Annotated in this window: 17 protein-coding genes; 13 read left to right on the top strand and 4 right to left on the bottom strand. The window is 63.1% G+C overall.

What is annotated here, in order from left to right; translation table 11 throughout:
- The first annotated feature begins 14 nt into the window (after positions 1-14).
- Positions 15-1,421 carry a dihydropyrimidinase gene (gene hydA / locus C8J33_RS15240; protein ID WP_132664811.1) on the top strand — a complete coding sequence of 469 codons (1,407 nt, stop codon included), beginning with the start codon at positions 15-17 and terminating at the stop codon, positions 1,419-1,421.
- A 66-nt stretch (positions 1,422-1,487) separates the two neighbouring features.
- On the opposite strand, the gene C8J33_RS15235 is transcribed toward hydA, so the two are convergent.
- Positions 1,488-2,402, bottom strand: coding sequence for a polyprenyl synthetase family protein (locus tag C8J33_RS15235; RefSeq protein WP_132664810.1), 915 nt, complete (start codon positions 2,400-2,402; stop codon positions 1,488-1,490).
- Positions 2,403-2,833: 431 nt separating this feature from the next.
- On the opposite strand from C8J33_RS15235, the gene mtgA reads away from it, so the two are divergent.
- The 4 genes from mtgA to C8J33_RS15215 all read left to right on the top strand — a co-directional run bounded on the left by mtgA (position 2,834) and on the right by C8J33_RS15215 (position 5,231).
- On the top strand, positions 2,834-3,520 hold the full coding sequence (gene mtgA / locus C8J33_RS15230; RefSeq protein ID WP_110729823.1) for a monofunctional biosynthetic peptidoglycan transglycosylase: 687 nt from the start codon (positions 2,834-2,836) through the stop codon (positions 3,518-3,520).
- 71 nt (positions 3,521-3,591) lie between these two features.
- Entirely contained in the window at positions 3,592-4,239 is a 648-nt protein-coding gene (locus tag C8J33_RS15225; protein ID WP_132664808.1) for a glutathione S-transferase family protein, read from the top strand.
- Positions 4,240-4,411: 172 nt separating this feature from the next.
- On the top strand, positions 4,412-4,594 hold the full coding sequence (gene rpmF, locus C8J33_RS15220; RefSeq protein ID WP_110801067.1) for a 50S ribosomal protein L32: 183 nt from the start codon (positions 4,412-4,414) through the stop codon (positions 4,592-4,594).
- 229 nt (positions 4,595-4,823) lie between these two features.
- Positions 4,824-5,231 (top strand): hypothetical protein, encoded by a 408-nt coding sequence (locus tag C8J33_RS15215; RefSeq protein ID WP_132664807.1) that lies wholly within the window; start codon positions 4,824-4,826, stop codon positions 5,229-5,231.
- 79 nt (positions 5,232-5,310) lie between these two features.
- Here the strand turns inward: C8J33_RS15215 and phaR are convergent, their stop codons facing one another.
- Complete coding sequence (phaR, locus tag C8J33_RS15210; protein WP_092989602.1) at positions 5,311-5,892, bottom strand: polyhydroxyalkanoate synthesis repressor PhaR; 582 nt, start codon at positions 5,890-5,892, stop codon at positions 5,311-5,313.
- A gap of 223 nt (positions 5,893-6,115) precedes the next feature.
- Between phaR and C8J33_RS15205 the strand changes: the two genes are divergently transcribed.
- The 6 genes from C8J33_RS15205 to C8J33_RS15180 all read left to right on the top strand — a co-directional run bounded on the left by C8J33_RS15205 (position 6,116) and on the right by C8J33_RS15180 (position 13,627).
- Positions 6,116-7,297 carry an acetyl-CoA C-acetyltransferase gene (locus tag C8J33_RS15205; protein ID WP_132664806.1) on the top strand — a complete coding sequence of 394 codons (1,182 nt, stop codon included), beginning with the start codon at positions 6,116-6,118 and terminating at the stop codon, positions 7,295-7,297.
- A gap of 111 nt (positions 7,298-7,408) precedes the next feature.
- On the top strand, positions 7,409-8,134 hold the full coding sequence (locus C8J33_RS15200) for a beta-ketoacyl-ACP reductase (protein ID WP_132664805.1): 726 nt from the start codon (positions 7,409-7,411) through the stop codon (positions 8,132-8,134).
- Between the two features lie 173 nt (positions 8,135-8,307).
- Positions 8,308-11,589 (top strand): helicase-related protein, encoded by a 3,282-nt coding sequence (locus C8J33_RS15195; protein WP_132664804.1) that lies wholly within the window; start codon positions 8,308-8,310, stop codon positions 11,587-11,589.
- Positions 11,590-11,603: 14 nt separating this feature from the next.
- Positions 11,604-12,029 (top strand): RNA-binding S4 domain-containing protein, encoded by a 426-nt coding sequence (locus C8J33_RS15190; protein ID WP_132664803.1) that lies wholly within the window; start codon positions 11,604-11,606, stop codon positions 12,027-12,029.
- 297 nt (positions 12,030-12,326) lie between these two features.
- Complete coding sequence (gene fdxA, locus C8J33_RS15185) at positions 12,327-12,665, top strand: ferredoxin FdxA (RefSeq protein ID WP_110729830.1); 339 nt, start codon at positions 12,327-12,329, stop codon at positions 12,663-12,665.
- A 389-nt stretch (positions 12,666-13,054) separates the two neighbouring features.
- A complete protein-coding gene (locus tag C8J33_RS15180) occupies positions 13,055-13,627 on the top strand; it encodes a CarD family transcriptional regulator (protein WP_092930903.1) in 573 nt (190 codons plus the stop codon).
- 338 nt (positions 13,628-13,965) lie between these two features.
- Here C8J33_RS15180 and typA read toward each other — a convergent pair whose 3' ends face one another.
- The gene (typA, locus tag C8J33_RS15175; protein ID WP_110729831.1) at positions 13,966-15,798 is read right to left on the bottom strand and encodes a translational GTPase TypA; all 1,833 of its coding nucleotides are present in this window, start codon (positions 15,796-15,798) and stop codon (positions 13,966-13,968) included.
- A 135-nt stretch (positions 15,799-15,933) separates the two neighbouring features.
- Positions 15,934-18,021, bottom strand: coding sequence for a M3 family metallopeptidase (locus tag C8J33_RS15170; protein WP_165929826.1), 2,088 nt, complete (start codon positions 18,019-18,021; stop codon positions 15,934-15,936).
- A 254-nt stretch (positions 18,022-18,275) separates the two neighbouring features.
- On the opposite strand from C8J33_RS15170, the gene C8J33_RS15165 reads away from it, so the two are divergent.
- Both C8J33_RS15165 and C8J33_RS15160 read left to right on the top strand, forming a co-directional pair.
- On the top strand, positions 18,276-18,794 hold the full coding sequence (locus C8J33_RS15165) for a MarR family winged helix-turn-helix transcriptional regulator (RefSeq protein ID WP_110801199.1): 519 nt from the start codon (positions 18,276-18,278) through the stop codon (positions 18,792-18,794).
- A 20-nt stretch (positions 18,795-18,814) separates the two neighbouring features.
- Complete coding sequence (locus tag C8J33_RS15160; protein ID WP_132664910.1) at positions 18,815-20,008, top strand: multidrug effflux MFS transporter; 1,194 nt, start codon at positions 18,815-18,817, stop codon at positions 20,006-20,008.
- Positions 20,009-20,028 lie beyond the last annotated feature (20 nt).

Below are 20,028 nucleotides of genomic sequence, written 5' to 3'. Positions count from 1 at the left end.
AAAAGGAAAGAACGATGCGTTTCGACACGGTGATCCGCCATGGAACGGTGGTGACGGCCTCCGATACGTTCAAGAGCGATATCGGCATCCGCGACGGCCGTATCGTCGCACTCGCGGCGGAGCTGACCGACGCCGACGAGATCATCGATGCGACCGGCCTTCTCGTCCTTCCCGGCGGTATCGACAGTCACGTGCATCTCGATCAGCCCTCCGGCGACGGCATCGTCATGGCGGATGATTTCGACAGCGGCACCCGCTCGGCCGCCATTGGCGGCAACACGACCGTCATGGCCTTCTGCATGCAGGAGAAGGGCCAATCACTGCGCGAGGCCCTGAAAATCTATCACGCGAAGGCGCAGGACAAATGCCATGTGGATGTGTCCTTCCACATGGTCATTACCGACCCGACGCCGGAGGTGCTCGGCCAGGAAGTGCCGGCGCTGGTCGAGGATGGCTATACCTCGATGAAGGTCTTCATGACCTATGAGGGCCTGCGGCTGCGCGACGACGAGATCCTCGCCACGCTCGACACGGCGCGGCGCACCGGTGCGCTCGTCATGGTCCACTGCGAGAACGAGGATGCCATCCGTTACCTCATCGGCCGTCACGAGGAGGAGGGCAAGTTCGCGCCGAAATTCCACGCGACGGCCCGTCCGGTCGCGGCCGAACGCGAGGCGACCCACCGCGCTCTGTCGCTTGCCGAAATCGTCGATGTGCCGATCGTCATCGTCCACGTTTCCAACCGCGAGGCGATGGAGGAAATCCGCCGTGCCCGCCAGCGTGGCCAGAAGATCGCAGGCGAAACCTGCCCGCAATATCTGATGCTGACGGCCGACGATCTCGATCAGGATGCGCTCGAGGGGGCGAAATACGTCTGCTCGCCGCCGCCGCGCGACAAGGCCAGCCAGGAGGCCTGCTGGGAGGGCCTCGAACAGGGCGTGTTCGACCTGTTCTCCTCCGATCATTGCCCCTTCCGCTTCGATGACCCGGAAGGCAAGCTGAACGAGAAGGGCAAACGCCATTTCCGCTGGATCCCGAACGGTATTCCGGGCGTCGCCACGCGCCTTCCTATCCTCTTTTCCGAAGGCGTGATGAAGGGCCGCATCGACCTCAATACGTTCGTCGCGGTCACGGCCACCAACCATGCCAAGCTCTACGGGCTCTATCCCCGCAAGGGCACCATCGCCATCGGCGCGGATGCCGACCTCGCCCTCTGGGACCCCGAGAAGCGCACGACGCTCACCAACGACCTCCTCCATCACGGCGCCGACTACACGCCTTACGAAGGCCTCGACATCCAGGGCTGGCCCACCCGCGTGCTTCTGCGCGGCCGGACGATCGTCAACGACGGCAAACCCGCCGAGAGCGACACGCCCACGGGCACATATCTTCCGAGGGGCAAGTCCGCGCTGATCTGGTAGGTGGAGACTAAGTGTTTAGTCACACGACGCGTTCGGCCGCGTTTCGGAGCATATGGTCGGATCGGCTCAATGATCGCGGTTGGCGACGAAGGCGGCGGCGTCCATCAACGTTTTCGCGGCGTCGCCATATGGCGCGAGAAGCGCGCTGGCCTCTGCGACAAGACGTGCGAGTTCGGCTTCGGCCCAGTCGGTGCCGCGGCGAGCGACCAGTGTCGCCTTGCCGCGGGCTTCGTCCTTGCCGGTTGCCTTGCCCATGGTCTCAGCATCGGCCTTGAGGTCGAGAAGGTCGTCCGCAAGCTGGAAGGCGCGGCCGATGCGTTCGCCGAACTGGCGCAGGCGCGCACGGTCTTCGGCACCCGTGCCGGAGACGATGGCGCCGGCTTCGCAGGCAAACCGGATCAGGGCGCCGGTCTTCATCGCCTGCAGGGTGACGATGCCCTCTTCGTCGGGTGCGGTCGTTTCTGCTGCTAGATCCAGCGCCTGTCCGCCAGCCATGCCACCGAGGCCGGAGGCGCGGGCGAGCGCCAGCACGAGCGCCGTCTTCACGGCATCGGGTAGCCCCGTCTCTGGCCCTGCCAGAATGTCGAAGGCGAGGGTCAGCAGGCTGTCGCCGGCGAGAATGGCATTCGCCTCCCCATAGGCGATGTGGACGGTCGGCTGGCCGCGGCGCAGGTCGTCGTCGTCCATGGCCGGCAGATCGTCGTGGACGAGGGAATAGCAATGCACGCATTCGAGGGCAGCGGCCACCCGGATGGCAGCTTGCGCATCTCCGCCGAACAGCGCCGTGCTTTCCATCACCAGAAAGGGGCGCAGTCGCTTGCCGCCGTTCAGCACGCCATGGCGCATGGCGGCGAGCAGTGCGGGCGGGCGGGCGATCTCGTCGGGCGCGACCGTGCCGCTCAGGAGCGCTTCGAGGCAGGCCGTAACCTGGTCGGCACTCTGCCGGAGTCTGATATCGAAGGTCTGGGCAGCTGCGTTCATGGCGGCTCTTTGGCATGCGCGTGCGGCGCGTTCAATAAATTTCACCGGGAAGCGCGTCTCTACCGGGGACAGCGGTGAAAAGGACGTTCAAATCCCCTCGATCTTAGACTATGACGGAGGGCGCGGATGGGGCGACGGACGGGTTGATCAGTCGGGACGATCAGAGTTGGGATATCGTACCCGAACCACGTGAGCCAGAATCGCGGGGGCCAGACCTCCGTAAGCTCCCGGTCGATATGCCAAGCGAGCACGATGCCGCTGAGGTCCGTGCTTCGAGCCCTGAGCAAGGGATAAACGAGGTTCGCGCCGAAGATGTATCCTTGCGCGACGACGTCCCTATGGTTCCTGCCAGACTGGATGCGGCAAGTCAGGACGTGCGTGGTCCGGACACAGGTGGAGATGAGGAACTGCCGTCAAACGCCAAACGAGGCATGTTCGCGCGGATCAGGCGCCGGTGGCGTCAGCTTCTCGTCGTCGCGGTCGTCCTCCTGTTGCTGCCCTACGCCCTGATCATCCTCTATTCGCCGAATTTCGTGCATCCGGTGTCCTCGCTCATGCTGCGCGATCTGGCGCTTCTCCGTGGCTATGATCGGCAATGGGTGCCGTTCGAGAAGATTTCGCCCAATCTCGTGCAGTCGGTGATGATGTCGGAAGACGGACAGTTCTGCATGCATGCCGGTGTCGACTGGGTGCAGATGCGCGGTGTCGTGGATGACGCGCTGGAGGGCGAGCAGACGCGTGGCGCGAGCACCATTCCCATGCAGACGGCCAAGAACCTGTTTCTCTGGAACGGCCGCTCCTTCGTGCGCAAGGCCATGGAGCTGCCCTTGGCGCTGGCGGCCGATTTCGTCTGGACCAAGCGACGTCTGATGGAGATCTATCTCAATATCGCCGAATGGGGGCCGGGCATCTATGGCGCGGAGGCCGCAGCCCAGCATCATTTCGGCGTGCCGGCCTCCAAGCTGACGCGACGGCAGGCGGCTCTTCTGGCGGTTTCCCTGCCAAATCCGATCGACCGCAATGCCGGCAAGCCGGGCCGCGGGCTGAGACGGCTAGCCTCCATGATCGAGCGTCGGGCAGGGGCGTCCGGCGGATACATCAAGTGCCTTTATCCGTAAAATCACGCCTTTTGATTGGATGGGTTCTGAAGGGTCTGCTCTAACGCCGGGACCGTCACCGGAGATCCAGCATGAGCGACCTCGTCCTTTACGTCGGCAACAAGAACTATTCCTCCTGGTCGCTACGGCCGTGGCTCGCTCTCAAAGGCTGCGGCGTGCCCTTTACCGATGTCGTCATTCCCTTCGATTTTCCGAACGGCAATCCGCGCTTTCGGGAGATCTCGCCGACGGGCCGGGTTCCGGTGCTGCATCATGGTGCGGTTCCGGTATGGGAATCGCTCGCGATCATCGAATATGCCGCCGAACTCTTTCCCGAGGCCGGTCTATGGCCCGAGGATCTCGTCGACCGGGCCGTGGCACGCAGCATCTCGATGGAAATGCTGGCGGGGTTCCGTGCGCTTCGCGGGGCCTGCCCGATGAACATTCGCCGGCCGGTCGGCGCGATCGCGTTGCCCAAAGGTGTGATGGAGGATGTCGCGCGGATCGAGACCATCTGGGCGCAGGCGCTGGCCAAATCCGGCGGGCCGTTCTTGTTCGGCCGGTTCACGGCTGCGGATGCGATGTTCGCACCGGTCGTCAACCGGCTGGAGATCTATGCGCTGACGCAAGATCCGGTGTCGCTCGCCTATATGGCCGCCGTCAAGGCGCATCCGGCCTTTCTCGCTTGGCAGACCGATGCGCTGGCGGAGACTTGGATCGTGCCGGAAGACGAAGCCTGAGCGTGCCTTTTCGAAAGTTCGCAATGCCTGGGCAAAAAAAACCTGTGGGGTCTGGCCAAGATGGCATCCTGCATGTATAAGCCCGGCCAATTCCGAGATTGAAACGCCTTCATCCCGGCCCGTTCAACGGTCCGCAGACTGGTGGTTTCCCCCGATACGTGGAGTGTTTGAAATGGCTGTTCCTAAGAGAAAAACGAGCCCGTCGAAGCGCGGCATGCGCCGTTCTGCTGATGCGCTGAAGATCCCGACCTACATCGAAGACAAGAACTCCGGTGAACTGCGTCGCCCGCATCACATCGACATGAAGACTGGCATGTACCGCGGTCGTCAGGTTCTGACACCGAAGGCAAGCTGATCGTCTTGCCGTCCGGCAGGCACGCCCTTGGGCGATGTTGCGGACGGATGGTCGAGAAGATCGAGATCACGGAAAAGGCTGGCCATTGCGCTGGCCTTTTCTGCGTTTCGATGATGCCGTATCTTGCCGGTCGGCTGGGCGTTGCCTTGATTGTCGCACATCGCTGGTTCATACCCGAGGCGAGGCCTTTTTCGAGGGCCAGACGATTTCGCCAGCCAGGAACCATGCCATGCTCGCTTCCATCCCGCTCCTGATCCTGCCGTTCGCGCTCTACAACCTCGCCATGACGGGGGCTCTCGGGGCGGGCGGCGTCGCCGTGTTCGAGGAGACCGTGACGAGCCTCGCGATGCTATCGGGAGCGACATGGAGCATGAGCGTCGGCGATCTCCTGATCGTCGGCAGCCTCGTCCTCCTGTTCGTGGAGATCCTCAAAGCCACCCGGACGAGCTCCAAGACGCTGGTCGATCACATCCTGTCGATGGTGCTCTTCATCGTCTTCCTGATCGAGTTCTTGGCTGTGGCGGGGGCTGCGACCGACGTCTTCTTCATCCTGATGGCAATCAGCTTCATCGACGTCATCGCCGGCTTCACCATCTCGATGCGCACGGCCGGGCGGGACGTCTCGATCGGGCTCTGACGGCTCCGTCGTAAAGGATGCAGGGGACGGGAATGGCGGCCTTCTGGAGCCGCTGTCCGTCCCGGCACGAGGCGTGACCTCAGGTCAGGTTCTCGAGCTTGCTCTGGAGCGCGCGCAGCTGCTCCTTCAGCTCATCGATGTCCTTGGCCTCGGCCTTTCGCGGTTCGCGCGCCTGCGGGGCGGCGGCCATGAAGGGCGAGAACATTTGCATGGCCTGGTGGAACATCTCGGTGTTGCGCTTCACCTGTTCCTCGACCAGTTGCAGCGGCACCTGAAGGTTCTTGCTCAGAGGCGTATCGCCGAAGGCCTTGCCGATCTGCTCGCGCATCTGCACCTGCTGGTCGGTGAAGGCCTGCATGGAATGTTCGAGATAGCTCGGCACGACCGCCTGCATCTGGTCGCCGTAGAAGGCGATGAGCTGGCGCAGGAAGGAGATCGGCAGGAGCGTATTGCCCGTCTTGCTTTCCTGCTCGAAGATGATCTGCGTCAGGACGGAATGGGTGATGTCGTCCCCGCTCTTGGCGTCCTGAACGTTGAACTCCTCCCCCTTCTTGACCATGACCGCGAGATCGTCGAGCGTGACGTAGGTGCTCGTTCCCGTGTTGTAGAGCCGCCGGTTGGCGTATTTCTTGATAACGATCTGCCCGTCCTGCTTCGCCATCAGGGTCTCCTCCCCAAATTGCTGTTTTTATAGCATTTCATGAGGATATGCGGAAATCGCGCCATAAGACAATCTCTTTGTGCGCTGCAGTGATCACGCTCGCGTAACGACGTGCAGGTTTCTCCCACTTACACTTTGACTTGCGCGAGAACCTCGTTCAGTCTTGCCTCATCAAGGGGTCTCGCCAGCCGGATCCGATTGCATTCTCAGGGAGGAGACCGTGATGAGCACACCATCCATCGTCATCGCCAGCGCGGGTCGGACCGCCGTCGGCGCGTTCAATGGGTCCTTTGCCAATACGCCGGCGCACGAGCTGGGCGCCGCGGTGATCAAGGGCGTATTGGCGCGCGCGGGCCTCGAGGCGGCCGAGGTGGACGAGGTCATCCTGGGGCAGGTGCTTTCGGCAGGCGAGGGGCAGAACCCGGCGCGTCAGGCGGCCATGAAGGCGGGCGTGCCGCAGGAAAAGACGGCCTGGGGCATGAACCAGCTCTGCGGCTCCGGCCTGCGGGCAGTCGCGCTCGGCATGCAGCAGATCGCCACGGGCGATGCCTCGATCATCGTGGCCGGCGGTATGGAGTCGATGTCCATGGCACCGCATTGCGCGCATCTGCGCTCGGGCGTGAAGATGGGCGACTTCAAGATGATCGACACCATGATCAAGGACGGCCTGACGGACGCATTCCATGGCTACCATATGGGCGTGACGGCCGAGAACATCGCCAAGACGTGGCAGTTGTCGCGCGACGATCAGGACCAGTTCGCGCTCGGTTCGCAGAACAAGGCGGAAGCCGCCCAGAAGGCCGGCCGCTTCACCGACGAGATCATTCCCTTCGTCGTCTCCACGCGCAAGGGCGACGTGACCGTCGATAGCGACGAATATATCCGCCATGGCGCGACGATCGAGAGCATGGCGAAGCTGCGCCCGGCCTTCGACAAGGACGGTACCGTAACGGCCGCCAATGCGTCCGGCCTCAATGACGGGGCGGCGGCAACGCTGCTGATGAGCGAGCAGGAAGCCGCTCGTCGCGGCATCACGCCGCTCGCCCGTATCGCCTCCTGGGCGACGGCCGGCGTCGATCCGCAGATCATGGGCACAGGCCCGATCCCGGCTTCGCGCAAGGCGCTGGAAAAGGCCGGCTGGTCCGCCTCCGACCTCGACCTCGTGGAAGCCAACGAGGCCTTTGCCGCGCAGGCCTGCGCCGTCAACAAGGATCTCGGCTGGGATACCTCGATCGTCAACGTCAACGGCGGTGCGATCGCCATCGGCCATCCCATCGGCGCCTCGGGCGCGCGCATTCTCAACACGCTATTGTTCGAGATGAAGCGCCGCGGCGCCAAGCGCGGCCTCGCCACGCTCTGCATCGGCGGCGGCATGGGTATCGCGCTCTGCGTCGAGGGTCTTTGAGGAAGGATCTTGGACAGAGGCCGGCGCTGAGCCGGCCTTTTCATTTTCACCAATGTCGGCTGGGACGACACGAAATACCTTGAAGAAAAGAACGATTGAGGGAGGACGAGCATGAGCAGGGTTGCCTTGGTAACGGGTGGAACGCGCGGCATCGGCGCTGCCATTTCGATTGCGCTCAAGGGTGCGGGTTACCGCGTGGCCGCAAACTATGCCGGCAACGAGGAAAAGGCGCAGGCCTTCTCCGACGTCACCGGCATCCCGGTCTTCAAGTGGGATGTCTCGGACTATGCAAGCTGTGCGGCAGGTGCCGCCACGATCGAGGAAGCGCTCGGTCCGGTCGAGGTTCTGGTCAACAACGCCGGCATCACCCGCGACGCCATGTTCCACAAGATGACGCCGTCGCAGTGGAACGAGGTCGTGAACGTCAACCTGAACGGCCTTTTCAACATGACGCATCCGGTCTGGTCGGGCATGCGGGACCGCAATTTCGGCCGCGTCGTCAATATTTCCTCGATCAACGGGCAGAAGGGCCAGATGGGCCAGGTCAACTATTCCGCCTCCAAGGCGGGCGACATCGGCTTCACCAAGGCGCTCGCGCAGGAAGGTGCCGCAAAGGGCATCACCGTCAACGCCATTTGTCCCGGCTATATCGGCACGGAGATGGTGCGTGCAGTCCCGGAAAAGGTGCTGGCCGAGCGTATCATTCCGCAGATTCCGGTCGGTCGGCTCGGCGAGCCCGAGGAGATTGCGCGTTGCGTGGTGTTTCTGGCGTCCGACGATGCCGGGTTCATCACCGGATCGACGCTGTCGGCGAATGGCGGGCAGTTCTTTGCTTAGGGAATTACGGGTCTTCACCTGAGAAATCGGTTTCCTCTCGTTGCGACGGTCGGTCTTTTTGCCGGCGTGGCCTTGTGTTTCCCACGCCGCGTGGTCATGTGTGTCGCGCTGCGGACGCTTTGCCGTTTGCCGCCCATACAATGCGCAAGGTCTGAAACGTGCCTGACCAACCGATGATCTTGAGTGGCCGCGGCGTGATCGCGGTCCTCGGCCCGACCAACACCGGCAAGACGCATTATGCGATCGAACGCATGGTCGCGCACGAATCCGGCGTCATCGGTCTCCCCTTGCGTCTTCTCGCCCGCGAAGTTTACACGCGCGTCGTTGAGCGGGTGGGCGCGCACAATGTCGCGCTCATCACCGGCGAAGAGAAGATCACGCCGCATCTCGCCCGCTATTCCGTCTGCACCGTCGAGGCGATGCCGCGCGAGACCAAGGCGGCCTTCGTCGCTATCGACGAGGTCCAGCTGGCAGGCGATCTCGAGCGCGGCCACATCTTCACCGACCGGCTGATGCATCTGCGCGGACGGTCGGAAACGCTGCTGCTCGGCGCATCCACCATGCGGCCGATCCTCGAACATCTCCTGCCGGGCATCACCATCGTCGAGCGTCCGCGCCTGTCGCAGTTGCTTTATGCCGGCTCCAAGAAGATCACGCGCCTGCCGCAGCGCTCGGCCATCGTCGCCTTCTCGGCCGACGAGGTCTATGCGATCGCGGAGTTGATCCGTCGCCAGCGCGGCGGTGCGGCCGTGGTGCTCGGTGCGCTCAGCCCCCGCACGCGCAATGCGCAGGTCGCGCTCTATCAGGAAGGCGAGGTCGAATATCTCGTGGCGACCGATGCGATTGGCATGGGTCTCAACCTCGACGTGGACCATGTCGCCTTCGCGCAGGACCGCAAATATGACGGTTACCAGTTTCGCAACCTCAATCCTGGCGAACTCGCACAGATCGCAGGCCGCGCCGGGCGCCATCTGAGAGATGGAACATTCGGGGTGACCTCGCGCGTGGAGCCGTTCGACGACGAGCTGGTCCATCGCATCGAGCAACACCAGTTCGACCCTGTACGGGTTCTGCAATGGCGTTCCAAGGCACTCGACTTCACGTCGGTGGCGACGCTGAAGAAAACGCTGGAGGCACCGCCTGCCGTTCACGGCCTGACACGGGCGCTTCCGGCGGTCGATCAGCAGGCGCTCGAATTCCTGACGACGCTTCCCGAAGTCAAGGCGCTTGCGACGAACGCGCGGACGGTGGAAAAGCTCTGGGAGGCCTGCGCCCTTCCCGATTACCGTCGGATCGCGCCTGCGCAGCATGCCGATCTGATTGCGAATATTTACTCCGACCTCGTCCGGCGTGGCACCGTCAACGAGGATTTCATGTCCGAGCAGGTGCGCCGGGCAGACCATACCGACGGGGAAATCGACACGCTGTCGGCGCGAATCGCGCAGATCAGAACGTGGACCTATGTGTCGAACCGGCCGGGTTGGCTTGCCGATCCGACACACTGGCAGGAAAAGACGCGGGAAATCGAAGATCGATTGTCCGACGCGTTACATGAACGGTTGACGAAACGGTTCGTTGACCGCAGGACATCTGTGCTCATGAAGCGGCTGAGAGAGAATGCGATGCTGGAAGCGGAAATCAGTGTGAATGGCGATGTCTTCGTGGAAGGACATCATGTGGGACAACTCACCGGTTTCCGGTTCGTGCTGGCCACCACGACGGACGGGCTGGATGCCCGCGCCGTGCAGGGGGCAGCCCAGAAAGCGCTGGCGCTGGAGTTCGAAGCCCGCGCGGCACGTCTGCACGCTGCCGGCAATGCCGACTTGGCGCTGTCGTCCGACGGCCTCGTCCGCTGGCTGGGCGACCCCGTCGCGCGGCTCGCGGCCAGCGACCACATCATGCGGCCCCGCGTCATCCTGCTGGCCGACGATCAGCTGCAGGGTGCGGCCCGTGATCATGTGTCCGCCCGCATCGAGCGCTACGTCAACCACCACATCGCGACCGTGCTCAAGCCGCTCGACGACCTGTCGCGCGCCGAAGACCTGCAGGGTCTTGCCAAGGGTCTCGCCTTCCAGCTGGTCGAAAGCCTCGGCGTCCTCTTCCGGCGCGATGTCGCCGAAGACGTGAAGTCGCTCGATCAGGAAGCGCGCGCTTCCATCCGCCGCCACGGCATTCGCTTCGGCGCCTATCACATCTTCATGCCGGCGCTCCTGAAGCCGGCACCGGCCGAACTCATCACGCTGCTCTGGGCGCTGAAGAACGACGGCCTCGACAAGCCCGGTTACGGCGACCTCATTCCGGTTCTCGCGGCCGGTCGTACGTCGATCGTCACCGATCCGTCCTATGAGCGCATGTTCTACAAGCTTGCCGGTTTCCGTTTCCTCGGCAAGCGCGCGGTGCGCATCGACATTCTCGAGCGCCTTGCGGATCTCATTCGCCCGCTCCTTCAGTGGAAGCCGGGTACGACCGTGCGGCCGGAAGGCGCCTATGACGGTCGCCGGTTCACGACCACGACGGCCATGCTGTCGATCCTCGGCGCAACGCCTGACGATATGGAAGAGATCCTGAAGGGTCTTGGCTATCGCGCCGACAGCGTGAAGCCGGAAGAAGCCGCAGCGTTCCTGGGTGCGCAGGCACCGGCAACCAGCAACGCCGCGCCGAAGGCAGAGACCCTGACGTCCGACGCCGAGATAGCTGAGTCCGAGACGAGCGATGCCGCTGCATCGGACGATGCCACGGCAGTGGAAGAGGCTTCCGACGAAGGCACCGCCGGTGATGTCGCGACCGAGGAGACATCTGTCGACGTGGTACCTGCCGCTGAGACCGAAGCCGTTTCGGATGCGCCGGTCAACGACATTGTGCCTGCCGCCGAAGAGACGCCCGTTTCTGAAGATGCGGCCGAGCCTGCACCGGTTGCTGCAGCTACCGACGCTTCGGACGCTGTGGCAAGCGAGGCTCCCGAAGCCGAAGTGAAGCCCGTGCTTCTCTGGCGTCCGGGTGGGCGCAGCGACAACCAGCGTCAGGGCGAGCGTCGTCCCGGCCAGCGAGATGCCCGCAATGGCGATCGCCGTGGCGGCAACCGTCCTGGACAGGACAAGACAGCAGCCGCACCGACCGACGGTACCGCACCCGCCGAGGGTCGCCCGCAGGGTCGTCGCGACGAGCGTGACGGCGAGCGCAAGGCTGGCGGCGGTCGCGCTGACGGTGGACGTCCGGACCGCAATCGCGGCCGCGACGGCAAGCCGGCAGACGGCGCACGTCCCGATCATAAGGGCGACCGTGGCGAGCGCCGCGATCGCAACGACCGGCCGGGTGGCAAGCCCTCCGGCAGCGGCCATGGCAAGTCGCAAGCTCCTGCCACCTTCGAGGCCCGCCCGCCGCGCAAGGACAAGCCGATCGATCCGGATTCGCCCTTCGCCAAGCTCGCTGCTCTCAAGGAGCAGATGAAGAAGTAGGGAGCCGCGACGTCATGGCCGAACAGGAGATCACGCCAGCAGAGGCTGCCTCCCGCCAACGCCTTGACAAGTGGCTGTTCTTCACACGCCTCACGAAGTCCCGCTCGATCGCCCAGAAGGCGATCGAGGGCGGCAAGGTTCGCGTCAACGACCAGCGTGTCACGCAGCCCTCGCATGCTCTGAAAGGCGGCGACGTGGTGATGTTGTCGCTCGACCGGCGAGACGTCACGGTGCGCATGCGCAGCGGCGGCAGCCGGCGCGGCCCTTTTGAGGAAGCGCGCTTGCTCTATGACGATCTCACGCCTGTGCCGGTTCCCGGAGAGCGGCTGACGCCCTTCGAACAGGCGACGCGGGAGCCGGGAAGCGGCCGTCCGACCAAGCGCGAGCGCCGGGAGATCGACCGGTTGCAGGACGGATGGGATATCGGCGGTGAGGAGTAAAATCCTCCGTTTCCACGCCTCCGATTGGAACGCAAGAGCCTTGCAAAGGTTGGTCAAAGCCGTTACCTCACGCAACAACACCTGGGAATGCCAAGGGCGACGTGCGCCGCGGCCCGACGATCGGGCTCAAGCCACGAAAGGCTCACGCAGGCCCTGGCTGCAGGCCGGCGCAACGAGGCACCGGACCGTGCGGTTCTTCTGAAGATCGGGCCCATCGGGCCGAAGCTGTATGATCCTCGCTCACCCCAAGGCTTCCCAAGCGCCCGGGTTCGAGACGAGACCGACTGGAGTGAGAGCATGACCTACGTCGTCACCGACAATTGCATTCGCTGCAAGTACACCGACTGCGTCGAGGTGTGCCCGGTCGACTGCTTTTACGAAGGCGAGAACTTTCTGGTCATCCATCCGGACGAATGCATCGACTGCGGCGTCTGCGAGCCGGAATGTCCGGCTGGCGCGATCAAGCCCGATACGGAGCCGGGCCTCGACATGTGGCTCAAGGTGAACGCCGACTTCGCGACGCAGTGGCCGAACATCACGATCAAGCGCGACGAGATGCCGGAAGCCAAGGAAATGGACGGGATCGAGGGGAAGTACGAAAAGTTCTTCTCGCCCAACCCGGGTCAAGGTGACTAAGGTCGCCAAGCCACGCTCTCCGTAGCGTGTGATTCGATAACGGTCTCCTCAAGGGAAACCGGCACGCCGTTTTTAACGACACGCGGCGAAGCTTGCCTGTGGCTTAAGCAAAACATTGATTTCGGCAGATTTTTGTGGTAGGGTCTCGATACTGATCCACATCGTGGCACTTTTGTGTGCCCGAAACCATCACGAAAGCAAATTCTCCTTCGTCACGGTTCATGTCTCCATGCAACGTCCGTTGCTTGCGTGTGATCTGTTTGCCGAAGCGTTTGAATTCGTCTGGTGCGTTTCAGTAAGGAGTGACCCGCAGGATGCCCGTCCATCCCGGGCCTGACTGACCCGACCCCGGCCCATGCCGGGAGCGTAACAGGGAGTTTTTGAAACGAATGACGACCCAGCAGAAAAAATCCTCCACGCGCCATGGCTTCAAAATCGGTGAATCGATCGTTTATCCGGCTCATGGTGTTGGACAAATCGTCGCTATCGAAGAGCAGGTTGTGGCCGGCATGTCGCTCGAACTGTTCGTGATCGATTTCGACAAGGACAAGATGCGTCTGAAGGTGCCGGTTGCCAAGGCCGTCAGCATCGGCATGCGCAAGCTGTCGGAAACGGATTTCGTCGAGCGTGCGTTGAAGGTCGTCCAAGGCAAGGCTCGCGTCAAGCGGACCATGTGGTCGCGCCGCGCGCAGGAATATGATGCCAAGATCAATTCCGGCGACCTGATCGCCATCGCGGAAGTCGTTCGCGACCTTTACCGTGCCGAGAACCAGCCGGAACAGTCCTATTCCGAACGGCAGCTCTATGAAGCCGCTCTGGACCGCATGGCCCGCGAAATCGCCGCCGTCAACAAGATGTCCGGCACCGAGGCCGTGCGTCTCGTCGAAGCAAACCTTGCCAAGGGTCCCAAGCGCGGCAAGACGGTCGATGAAGACGAAACTCAGGAAGAAGAAGCCGCGTAAGCGTCTCACTTTCTTCTGTTCAAAAACCCTGCCTTGCGAGAGGCGGGGTTTTTTTATGGCTTGAGGTTGGGGGCGTCACTGAGCGACGTGGGGAGGATGCCCCTCTTCCTGCCGCCGTCACCTTCCTCTCACCTATCAAGCAGAAGAGGTCTCTGTGGCCTCTCGGGAGCTTCTGAAGAGGATTCTGTGTGCCTTGGCATAACGGATCACTGGATGTGGTCTCGATGGCTTGTGCCGGCCTCAGCTGGGTGCGTTGAGGAGAGCCCTTTAGCATCGGGCACAAAAAAGCCCCGCCTTTTGCAAGGCAGGGCTCTGGTCGTCAGATGGGGTCTGAGGCCTTAAGCGGCGGCGCCCTTGCCGCCCTTGCCGAAGCGCTTGCGGTCGTTGGCGTCGAGGTAGGTCTTGCGAAGACGGATGTTCTTCGGCGTGACTTCCATCAGCTCGTCGTCCTGGATCCAGGAGAGCGCGCGGTCGAGCGTCATGCGGATCGGCGGCGTCAGGCGGACGGCTTCGTCCTTGCCGGCCGAACGGATGTTGGTGAGCTGCTTGCCCTTCAACACGTTGACCTCGAGGTCGTTGTCGCGAGAGTGAATGCCGATGATCATGCCGGCATAAACCTTTTCGCCGGGCTCGATGATCATCGGGCCGCGGTCTTCCAGGTTGAACATCGCGTAGGCCACGGCTTCGCCCGACTGGTTGGACAGAAGAACGCCGTTGGTGCGGCCGCCGATTTCGCCCTTGAAGGGCTGATAGTCGTGGAACAGACGGTTCATGATCGCGGTGCCACGGGTGTCCGTCAGCAGTTCCGACTGGTAGCCGATGAGGCCGCGCGTCGGTGCGAAGAACTTGAGACGGACGCGGCTACCGCCAGAGGGACGAAGCTCGGCGAGTTCGGCCTTGCGCTCCGACATCTTCTGCACGACGACACCGGAATGCTCCTCGTCGACATCGATCACGACCTCTTCGATCGGCTCCAGAACATTGCCGTCTTCATCCTTGTGCATGACGACGCGCGGACGCGACACGGCAAGCTCGAAGCCTTCGCGGCGCATGGTTTCGATCAGAACGGCCAGCTGCAATTCGCCGCGGCCCGAGACGAAGAACGAATCCTTGCCTTCGGATTCTTCGATCTTCAGGGCAACGTTGCCTTCGGCTTCCTTGAACAGGCGATCGCGGATGACGCGCGAGGTGACCTTGTCGCCTTCGGTGCCGGCGAGCGGGCTGTCATTGACGAGGAAGGACATGGTGACGGTCGGCGGATCGATCGGCTGCGCTTCCAGCGCTTCGGTCACGGACGGATCGCAGAACGTGTCGGCAACCGTGCCCTTGGACAGGCCGGCAATGGCGACGATATCGCCTGCATGGGCTTCATCGATGGCAGTGCGCTCGATGCCGCGGAACGCAAGGATCTTGGAAATGCGGCCGGTTTCGACCACCTTGCCGTCCTGGCTCATGACCTTGACCGACTGGTTCGGCTTGATCGAGCCGGAATGGATGCGGCCGGTGATGACGCGTCCGAGGAAGGGGTTTGCTTCCAGCAGCGTGCCGATCATGCGGAATGCACCGTCTTCGTCGCCGACGCTCGGCTCCGGCACGTGCTCGAGCACGAGGTCGAGCAGCGGCGCGAGGCCCTGATCCTTCGGGCCTTCCGGGTTGACGTTCATCCAGCCGTCGCGGCCCGAACCGTAAAGGATCGGGAAGTCGAGCTGCTCGTCGGTCGCGTCGAGATTTGCGAAGAGGTCGAAGACTTCGTTGATGACTTCTTCATGACGGCCGTCCGGACGGTCGATCTTGTTGATCGCGACGATCGGGCGAAGGCCGACCTTCAGCGCCTTGGAGACCACGAACTTGGTCTGCGGCATCGGGCCTTCCGAGCTGTCGACCAGAACGATCGCGCCGTCCACCATCGACAGGATACGCTCGACTTCGCCGCCGAAGTCGGCGTGGCCGGGGGTGTCGACGATGTTGATGCGGACGCCCTTCCACTCGATCGACGTCGCCTTGGCGAGAATGGTGATGCCACGTTCTTTTTCGAGATCGTTGCTGTCCATCATGCGCTCGACGGTGCGCTGGTTGTCGCGGAACGAGCCGGACTGCTTCAGAATTTCGTCAACAAGGGTCGTTTTCCCATGGTCGACGTGTGCGATGATCGCGATATTCCGCATTTTCATGGTTTTGGGTATCCGGGGGCTCGGGGCGTGTCTTGGGAACGCCGCAACTGCATTGCCCGGGCTCTTACATGTTTTTTTGCAAATGCGAAAGAGGGTGCCCGGCGCTCGGTTGGATGAGCGCCGGTTCGGGCCTTTTCAGGCGTCGCTGCCTGAGAGCTGCTCGGTCACGCCGAGGCCCTTTTTCCGCAGCATGGCGTCCGGGCTCGGCAGCTTGCCGCGGAAGGCGGTGTAGGCGTCCTCCGGATCGATCGATCCGCCGACGGAATAGATATTGTCCCGCAGGCGTTTTGCCATGGCCGGATCGAACGGATTTCCAGTTTCCTCGAAAGCCGAAAACGCGTCTGCATCCAGCACCTCAGACCACATGTAGGAATAGTAGCCCGCTGAATAGCCGTCGCCCGCGAAGATGTGCTGGAAGTGCGGGGAGCGGTGCCGCATCGTGATCGACTGCGGCATGCCCAGGCGCTCCAGCACGGCGGCCTCGAACGCTGCGGGGTCTTCGACGCTCTCGGCGGTGTGGTAGGCCATATCGACCAGGGCAGACGAGGTGAACTCCACCGTGTTGAAGCCCGCGTTGAAGGTGCGGGCAGCCATGACCTTGTCGAACAGCGCCTGCGGCATCGGCTCGCCCGTCGCTTCATGCACGGCGTAGCGCTTCAGGATCTCGGGCACGGTCAGCCAGTGCTCGTAGAGCTGCGAGGGAAGCTCGACGAAGTCGCGGGAGACGCCCGTGCCCGAAACGGACGGGTAGGTCACATTGGAGAGCATGCCGTGCAGGCCGTGTCCGAACTCGTGGAAAAGCGTGCGGGCATCATCGAGCGACAGCAGCGCCGGCTTGCCGTCGGCAGGTTTTGCGAAGTTGCAGACATTGTAGACGATCGGCAGCTCGCCCTTTGCACCATTCGGCAGGGGCAGGCGGTGCTGCGACTGGAAGGCGCTCATCCAGGCGCCCGAGCGCTTCGACGACCGGGCGAAATAATCGCCGAGAAACAGCGCGACGAGCGTACCGTCGGCATTGCGGATGTCGAAGACGCGGACATCCGGGTGATAGCCCCGGACGCCGGTCTTTTCCGTGGCAGTGATGCCGAACAGGCGGTGTGCGACATCGAAGCAGGCCTCGATGATGCGGTCGAGCTGCAGATAGGGCTTCAGTTCGCTCTCGGAGAAATCGAAGCGCTCAGAACGCAGCTTCTCGGCATAATGGCGCCAGTCCCAGGGCATGACCGGGTGGTTGCGCCCCTCACGGGCGATCAGCGCTGCAAGATCGGCTTCTTCCCGACGGGCTTGGGCGACGGCCTTTTCCCAGACGGCGGTCAGGAGGCCGTTCACGGCTTCAGGGGTTTTAGCCATGGTGTTGTCGAGTTTCAGGGCGGCGTAATTGTCGTAGCCGAGCAGTCGGGCTTTTTCGGCACGCAGAGCCAGGGTCTCGCGGATCACGGCGCCATTGTCCGTCTCGCCGCCGTTTTCGCCCCGGGACGACCAGGCACGGAACGCTTTTTCTCGAAGGTCGCGGTTTTCGGAGAAGGTCAGGAAGGGCTCGACGATCGAGCGGGAGAGGGTGACCGCATAGGTGCCCTCGGCATTGCGTTCGCGCGCTGCGGCCGCCATCGCATCGCGCAGAAAGCCGGGAAGGCCAGCGAGATCCGCCTCTTCCTTCAGGAGCAAGGACCAGCTCTTCTCGTCGGCCAGCAGGTTCTGGCCGAAAGCGGCGCCGAGGCCGGCCAGACGTTCGTTGATGGCGGCGAGGCGCTCCTGCTCGGGCTTGGCAAGCTGGGCGCCCGATTTGACGAAGCCCTTCCAATGCCGTTCGAGCACGCGGGACTGTTCCAGCGACAGGCCAAGCGTGTCGCGTGCATTCCAGAGCGCGTCGATCCGGGCGAAGAGAGCGACATCCATGCCGATCTTCGAGTAATGCCGCGACATCTTCGGGGCGATCTCGCGCTCCAGTGCCTGGATCGTCTCGTTGGTGTGAGCGCCCGCGCGGTTCCAGAAAAGGGCAGACACGCGGGACAGGCTGTCACCGGCGATTTCGAGCGCGACAATGGTATTTTCGAATGTCGGAGCATCGGGATTGTGGGCGATGCCGGCGATATCGGCGTCGTGCTCGGCAAGGGCGGCGTCGAAGGACGGTGCGAAATCCGTGTCTGCGACCGCCTCGAAGTGCGGGAGCCCGTCCGGGCCTGTCCAGTTTGTCAGAGCGGGGTTGAGATCGGGCGTTGCCATCGTCGAAATCCTTCGGGAATGTCCTGCGGTGATGAAATGCGTGGTGTCAGGCGATTCAGAACTTGGTTAGAAAGGTAGCACTGCGAGATGGCGCTTAGCAAAGTCCGCTTCAAGGGATGACGGTTGTCTGACCTTTCTGCAAATGATAAGAAATGCTTACTGCATTCATGCTGAAACAGGAATGCTTTTAATGCGTTATGCAGCGGCGATCCTGGCCGGTCACGACCGACGCGGCGGCGCATAAGGGAGACTTCATGACCGTCCGATTGGAAGCCGATACCGTTGGCATGCTTCTCACCGATGTTTCACGCCTGCTGCGCAGTGCGTTCGACAGACGAATCAATGCGGCAAACCTCGGCGTGACGCCCGGCGAGGCGCGGGCTCTCATTCAGGTCGCGGTCAACCAGCGCATCAAGCAGGCGGATATCGCCATCCGCATGGGCATCGAGCCGATGACGCTTTCGACCTATCTCGACCGTCTGGAGGCGCTCGGTTTCGTCGAGCGTATTCCCGATCCGTCCGACCGCCGCGCGAAAAACGTGGTGGCGACACCGGCTGCCGATGGTGTGCTGCTGGATATTCGCACCCATGTCCGCGCACTGATGGACGAGGTGACGGCGGGGCATGATGCGGCGGAGCTCGAGATCCTACGACTCAGCCTGAAGATGATGCGAGACAACCTGCATGACCTCGACCGCAACCCGGCGCAGGCGCCGCCGCCGGGGGTGTCACAAGCCCAAGGGACGGCACAGGCAGATCGAACGTCCTCATGAAAGCTGCGATGCGCGGGCGCATGAGCGAGCGCCGCACCAGCATTCTGGGCGCGTTGCTGGCAACGCTCGGGCCGATTTCCATGTCGATCTACACGCCGGCCATGCCGCAGCTGGTCAGCGCCTTTTCCTCAACCGAATCGATGATCAAGCTGACGCTGACGGTCTACTTCGCCGGTTTCTCCGTGGCGCAGCTGGTGTCGGGCCCGTTTTCGGATGCTTTCGGCCGGCGGAACGCGACGCTCGTGTTTGTCGGCATCAACGCCCTCGGCGGCCTGATCTGCGTGCTAGCGCCCGATGTGACATGGCTGCTCGCCGGGCGGCTGGTGCAGGGCATCGGTGCATCTGTCGGCATCACGGTGGCGCGCGCCGTCGTGCGCGACCAGTTCACGGGTGCCGAGGCGTCGCGGATCATGAACCTCATCGGCATCATGCTGGCGATCGGCCCTGCCATGGCGTCGGCGATCGGCGGGTTGCTCCTGGTCGCCTTCGGGTGGCACGCGATTTTCGTGATGCTGATCGGGTTTTCACTGACGATCATTCTTTCCGTGCTGGTCTTCATGCGGGAAACGGGACGGCCGGATCCGGCGCTGGCCCGGCCGAGGCGGGTCGCTGCGTCCTACCGGGAGGTGCTCCGCGATATCAGGTTTCTCGCCGCCACGGGCGTGCTCGGCGGCGCGATCGGCTCGCTTTATGCGCAGGCGACCATGCTGCCGTTCATCCTCATCGACCGGGTCGGCCTGTCGCCGACGGCGTTCGGGCTCGGCATGCTCATGCAGTCCGGGTTCTATTTTCTCGGATCGGTGTGCCTGCGGCTGACGGCGGCCCGGCTCGGGGGCGAGCGATCCGTCCGGGTGGGGCTGGCGATGCTCGCCTCGGGCGGTGTGCTGATCGCGCTTTCCACGCATCTGCTGCCGCCGACCTATCTCTCGGTCATGGCGCCCGTCGCCTTTTCGAGCTTCGGCATCGCGTTCCTCACGCCGCATATGACGACGGCGGCGCTGCAGTCGTTCCCGCATATTGCGGGGTCTGCTTCCGCCATGCTCGGGTTCATCCAGATGGCGAGCGGGTTTCTCGGAGGCCTGGCGGCAGCGCTCGTCGGCGTGCCGCTGTTTGCGTTCGGCACGATCATTCCGCTGATGTGCCTCGGGGCCGTTGCGTCCTATGTGACGTTCGTACGCCTGACGCAGAGCGCCGTGGAGACGCCTGCGGAATAGATCTGCGGCCGGTTGCCCGG

It is taken from the genome of Rhizobium sp. PP-CC-3G-465 (assembly GCF_004343445.1).
In the GTDB taxonomy this organism is placed as follows: Bacteria; Pseudomonadota; Alphaproteobacteria; order Rhizobiales; family Rhizobiaceae; genus Ferranicluibacter; species Ferranicluibacter rubi.
This window is presented reverse-complemented; position numbering and strand designations above follow the sequence as displayed.

Bases quoted from the DNA above. Each gene is read 5' to 3' on its own strand.
- hydA (WP_132664811.1), top strand. From the start codon at position 15: ATGCGTTTCGACACGGTGATCCGCCATGGAACGGTGGTGACGGCCTCC.
- C8J33_RS15235 (WP_132664810.1), bottom strand. From the start codon at position 2,402: ATGAACGCAGCTGCCCAGACCTTCGATATCAGACTCCGGCAGAGTGCC.
- mtgA (WP_110729823.1), top strand. From the start codon at position 2,834: ATGTTCGCGCGGATCAGGCGCCGGTGGCGTCAGCTTCTCGTCGTCGCG.
- C8J33_RS15225 (WP_132664808.1), top strand. From the start codon at position 3,592: ATGAGCGACCTCGTCCTTTACGTCGGCAACAAGAACTATTCCTCCTGG.
- rpmF (WP_110801067.1), top strand. From the start codon at position 4,412: ATGGCTGTTCCTAAGAGAAAAACGAGCCCGTCGAAGCGCGGCATGCGC.
- C8J33_RS15215 (WP_132664807.1), top strand. From the start codon at position 4,824: ATGCTCGCTTCCATCCCGCTCCTGATCCTGCCGTTCGCGCTCTACAAC.
- phaR (WP_092989602.1), bottom strand. From the start codon at position 5,892: ATGGCGAAGCAGGACGGGCAGATCGTTATCAAGAAATACGCCAACCGG.
- C8J33_RS15205 (WP_132664806.1), top strand. From the start codon at position 6,116: ATGAGCACACCATCCATCGTCATCGCCAGCGCGGGTCGGACCGCCGTC.
- C8J33_RS15200 (WP_132664805.1), top strand. From the start codon at position 7,409: ATGAGCAGGGTTGCCTTGGTAACGGGTGGAACGCGCGGCATCGGCGCT.
- C8J33_RS15195 (WP_132664804.1), top strand. From the start codon at position 8,308: ATGATCTTGAGTGGCCGCGGCGTGATCGCGGTCCTCGGCCCGACCAAC.
- C8J33_RS15190 (WP_132664803.1), top strand. From the start codon at position 11,604: ATGGCCGAACAGGAGATCACGCCAGCAGAGGCTGCCTCCCGCCAACGC.
- fdxA (WP_110729830.1), top strand. From the start codon at position 12,327: ATGACCTACGTCGTCACCGACAATTGCATTCGCTGCAAGTACACCGAC.
- C8J33_RS15180 (WP_092930903.1), top strand. From the start codon at position 13,055: ATGACGACCCAGCAGAAAAAATCCTCCACGCGCCATGGCTTCAAAATC.
- typA (WP_110729831.1), bottom strand. From the start codon at position 15,798: ATGAAAATGCGGAATATCGCGATCATCGCACACGTCGACCATGGGAAA.
- C8J33_RS15170 (WP_165929826.1), bottom strand. From the start codon at position 18,021: ATGGCAACGCCCGATCTCAACCCCGCTCTGACAAACTGGACAGGCCCG.
- C8J33_RS15165 (WP_110801199.1), top strand. From the start codon at position 18,276: ATGACCGTCCGATTGGAAGCCGATACCGTTGGCATGCTTCTCACCGAT.
- C8J33_RS15160 (WP_132664910.1), top strand. From the start codon at position 18,815: ATGAGCGAGCGCCGCACCAGCATTCTGGGCGCGTTGCTGGCAACGCTC.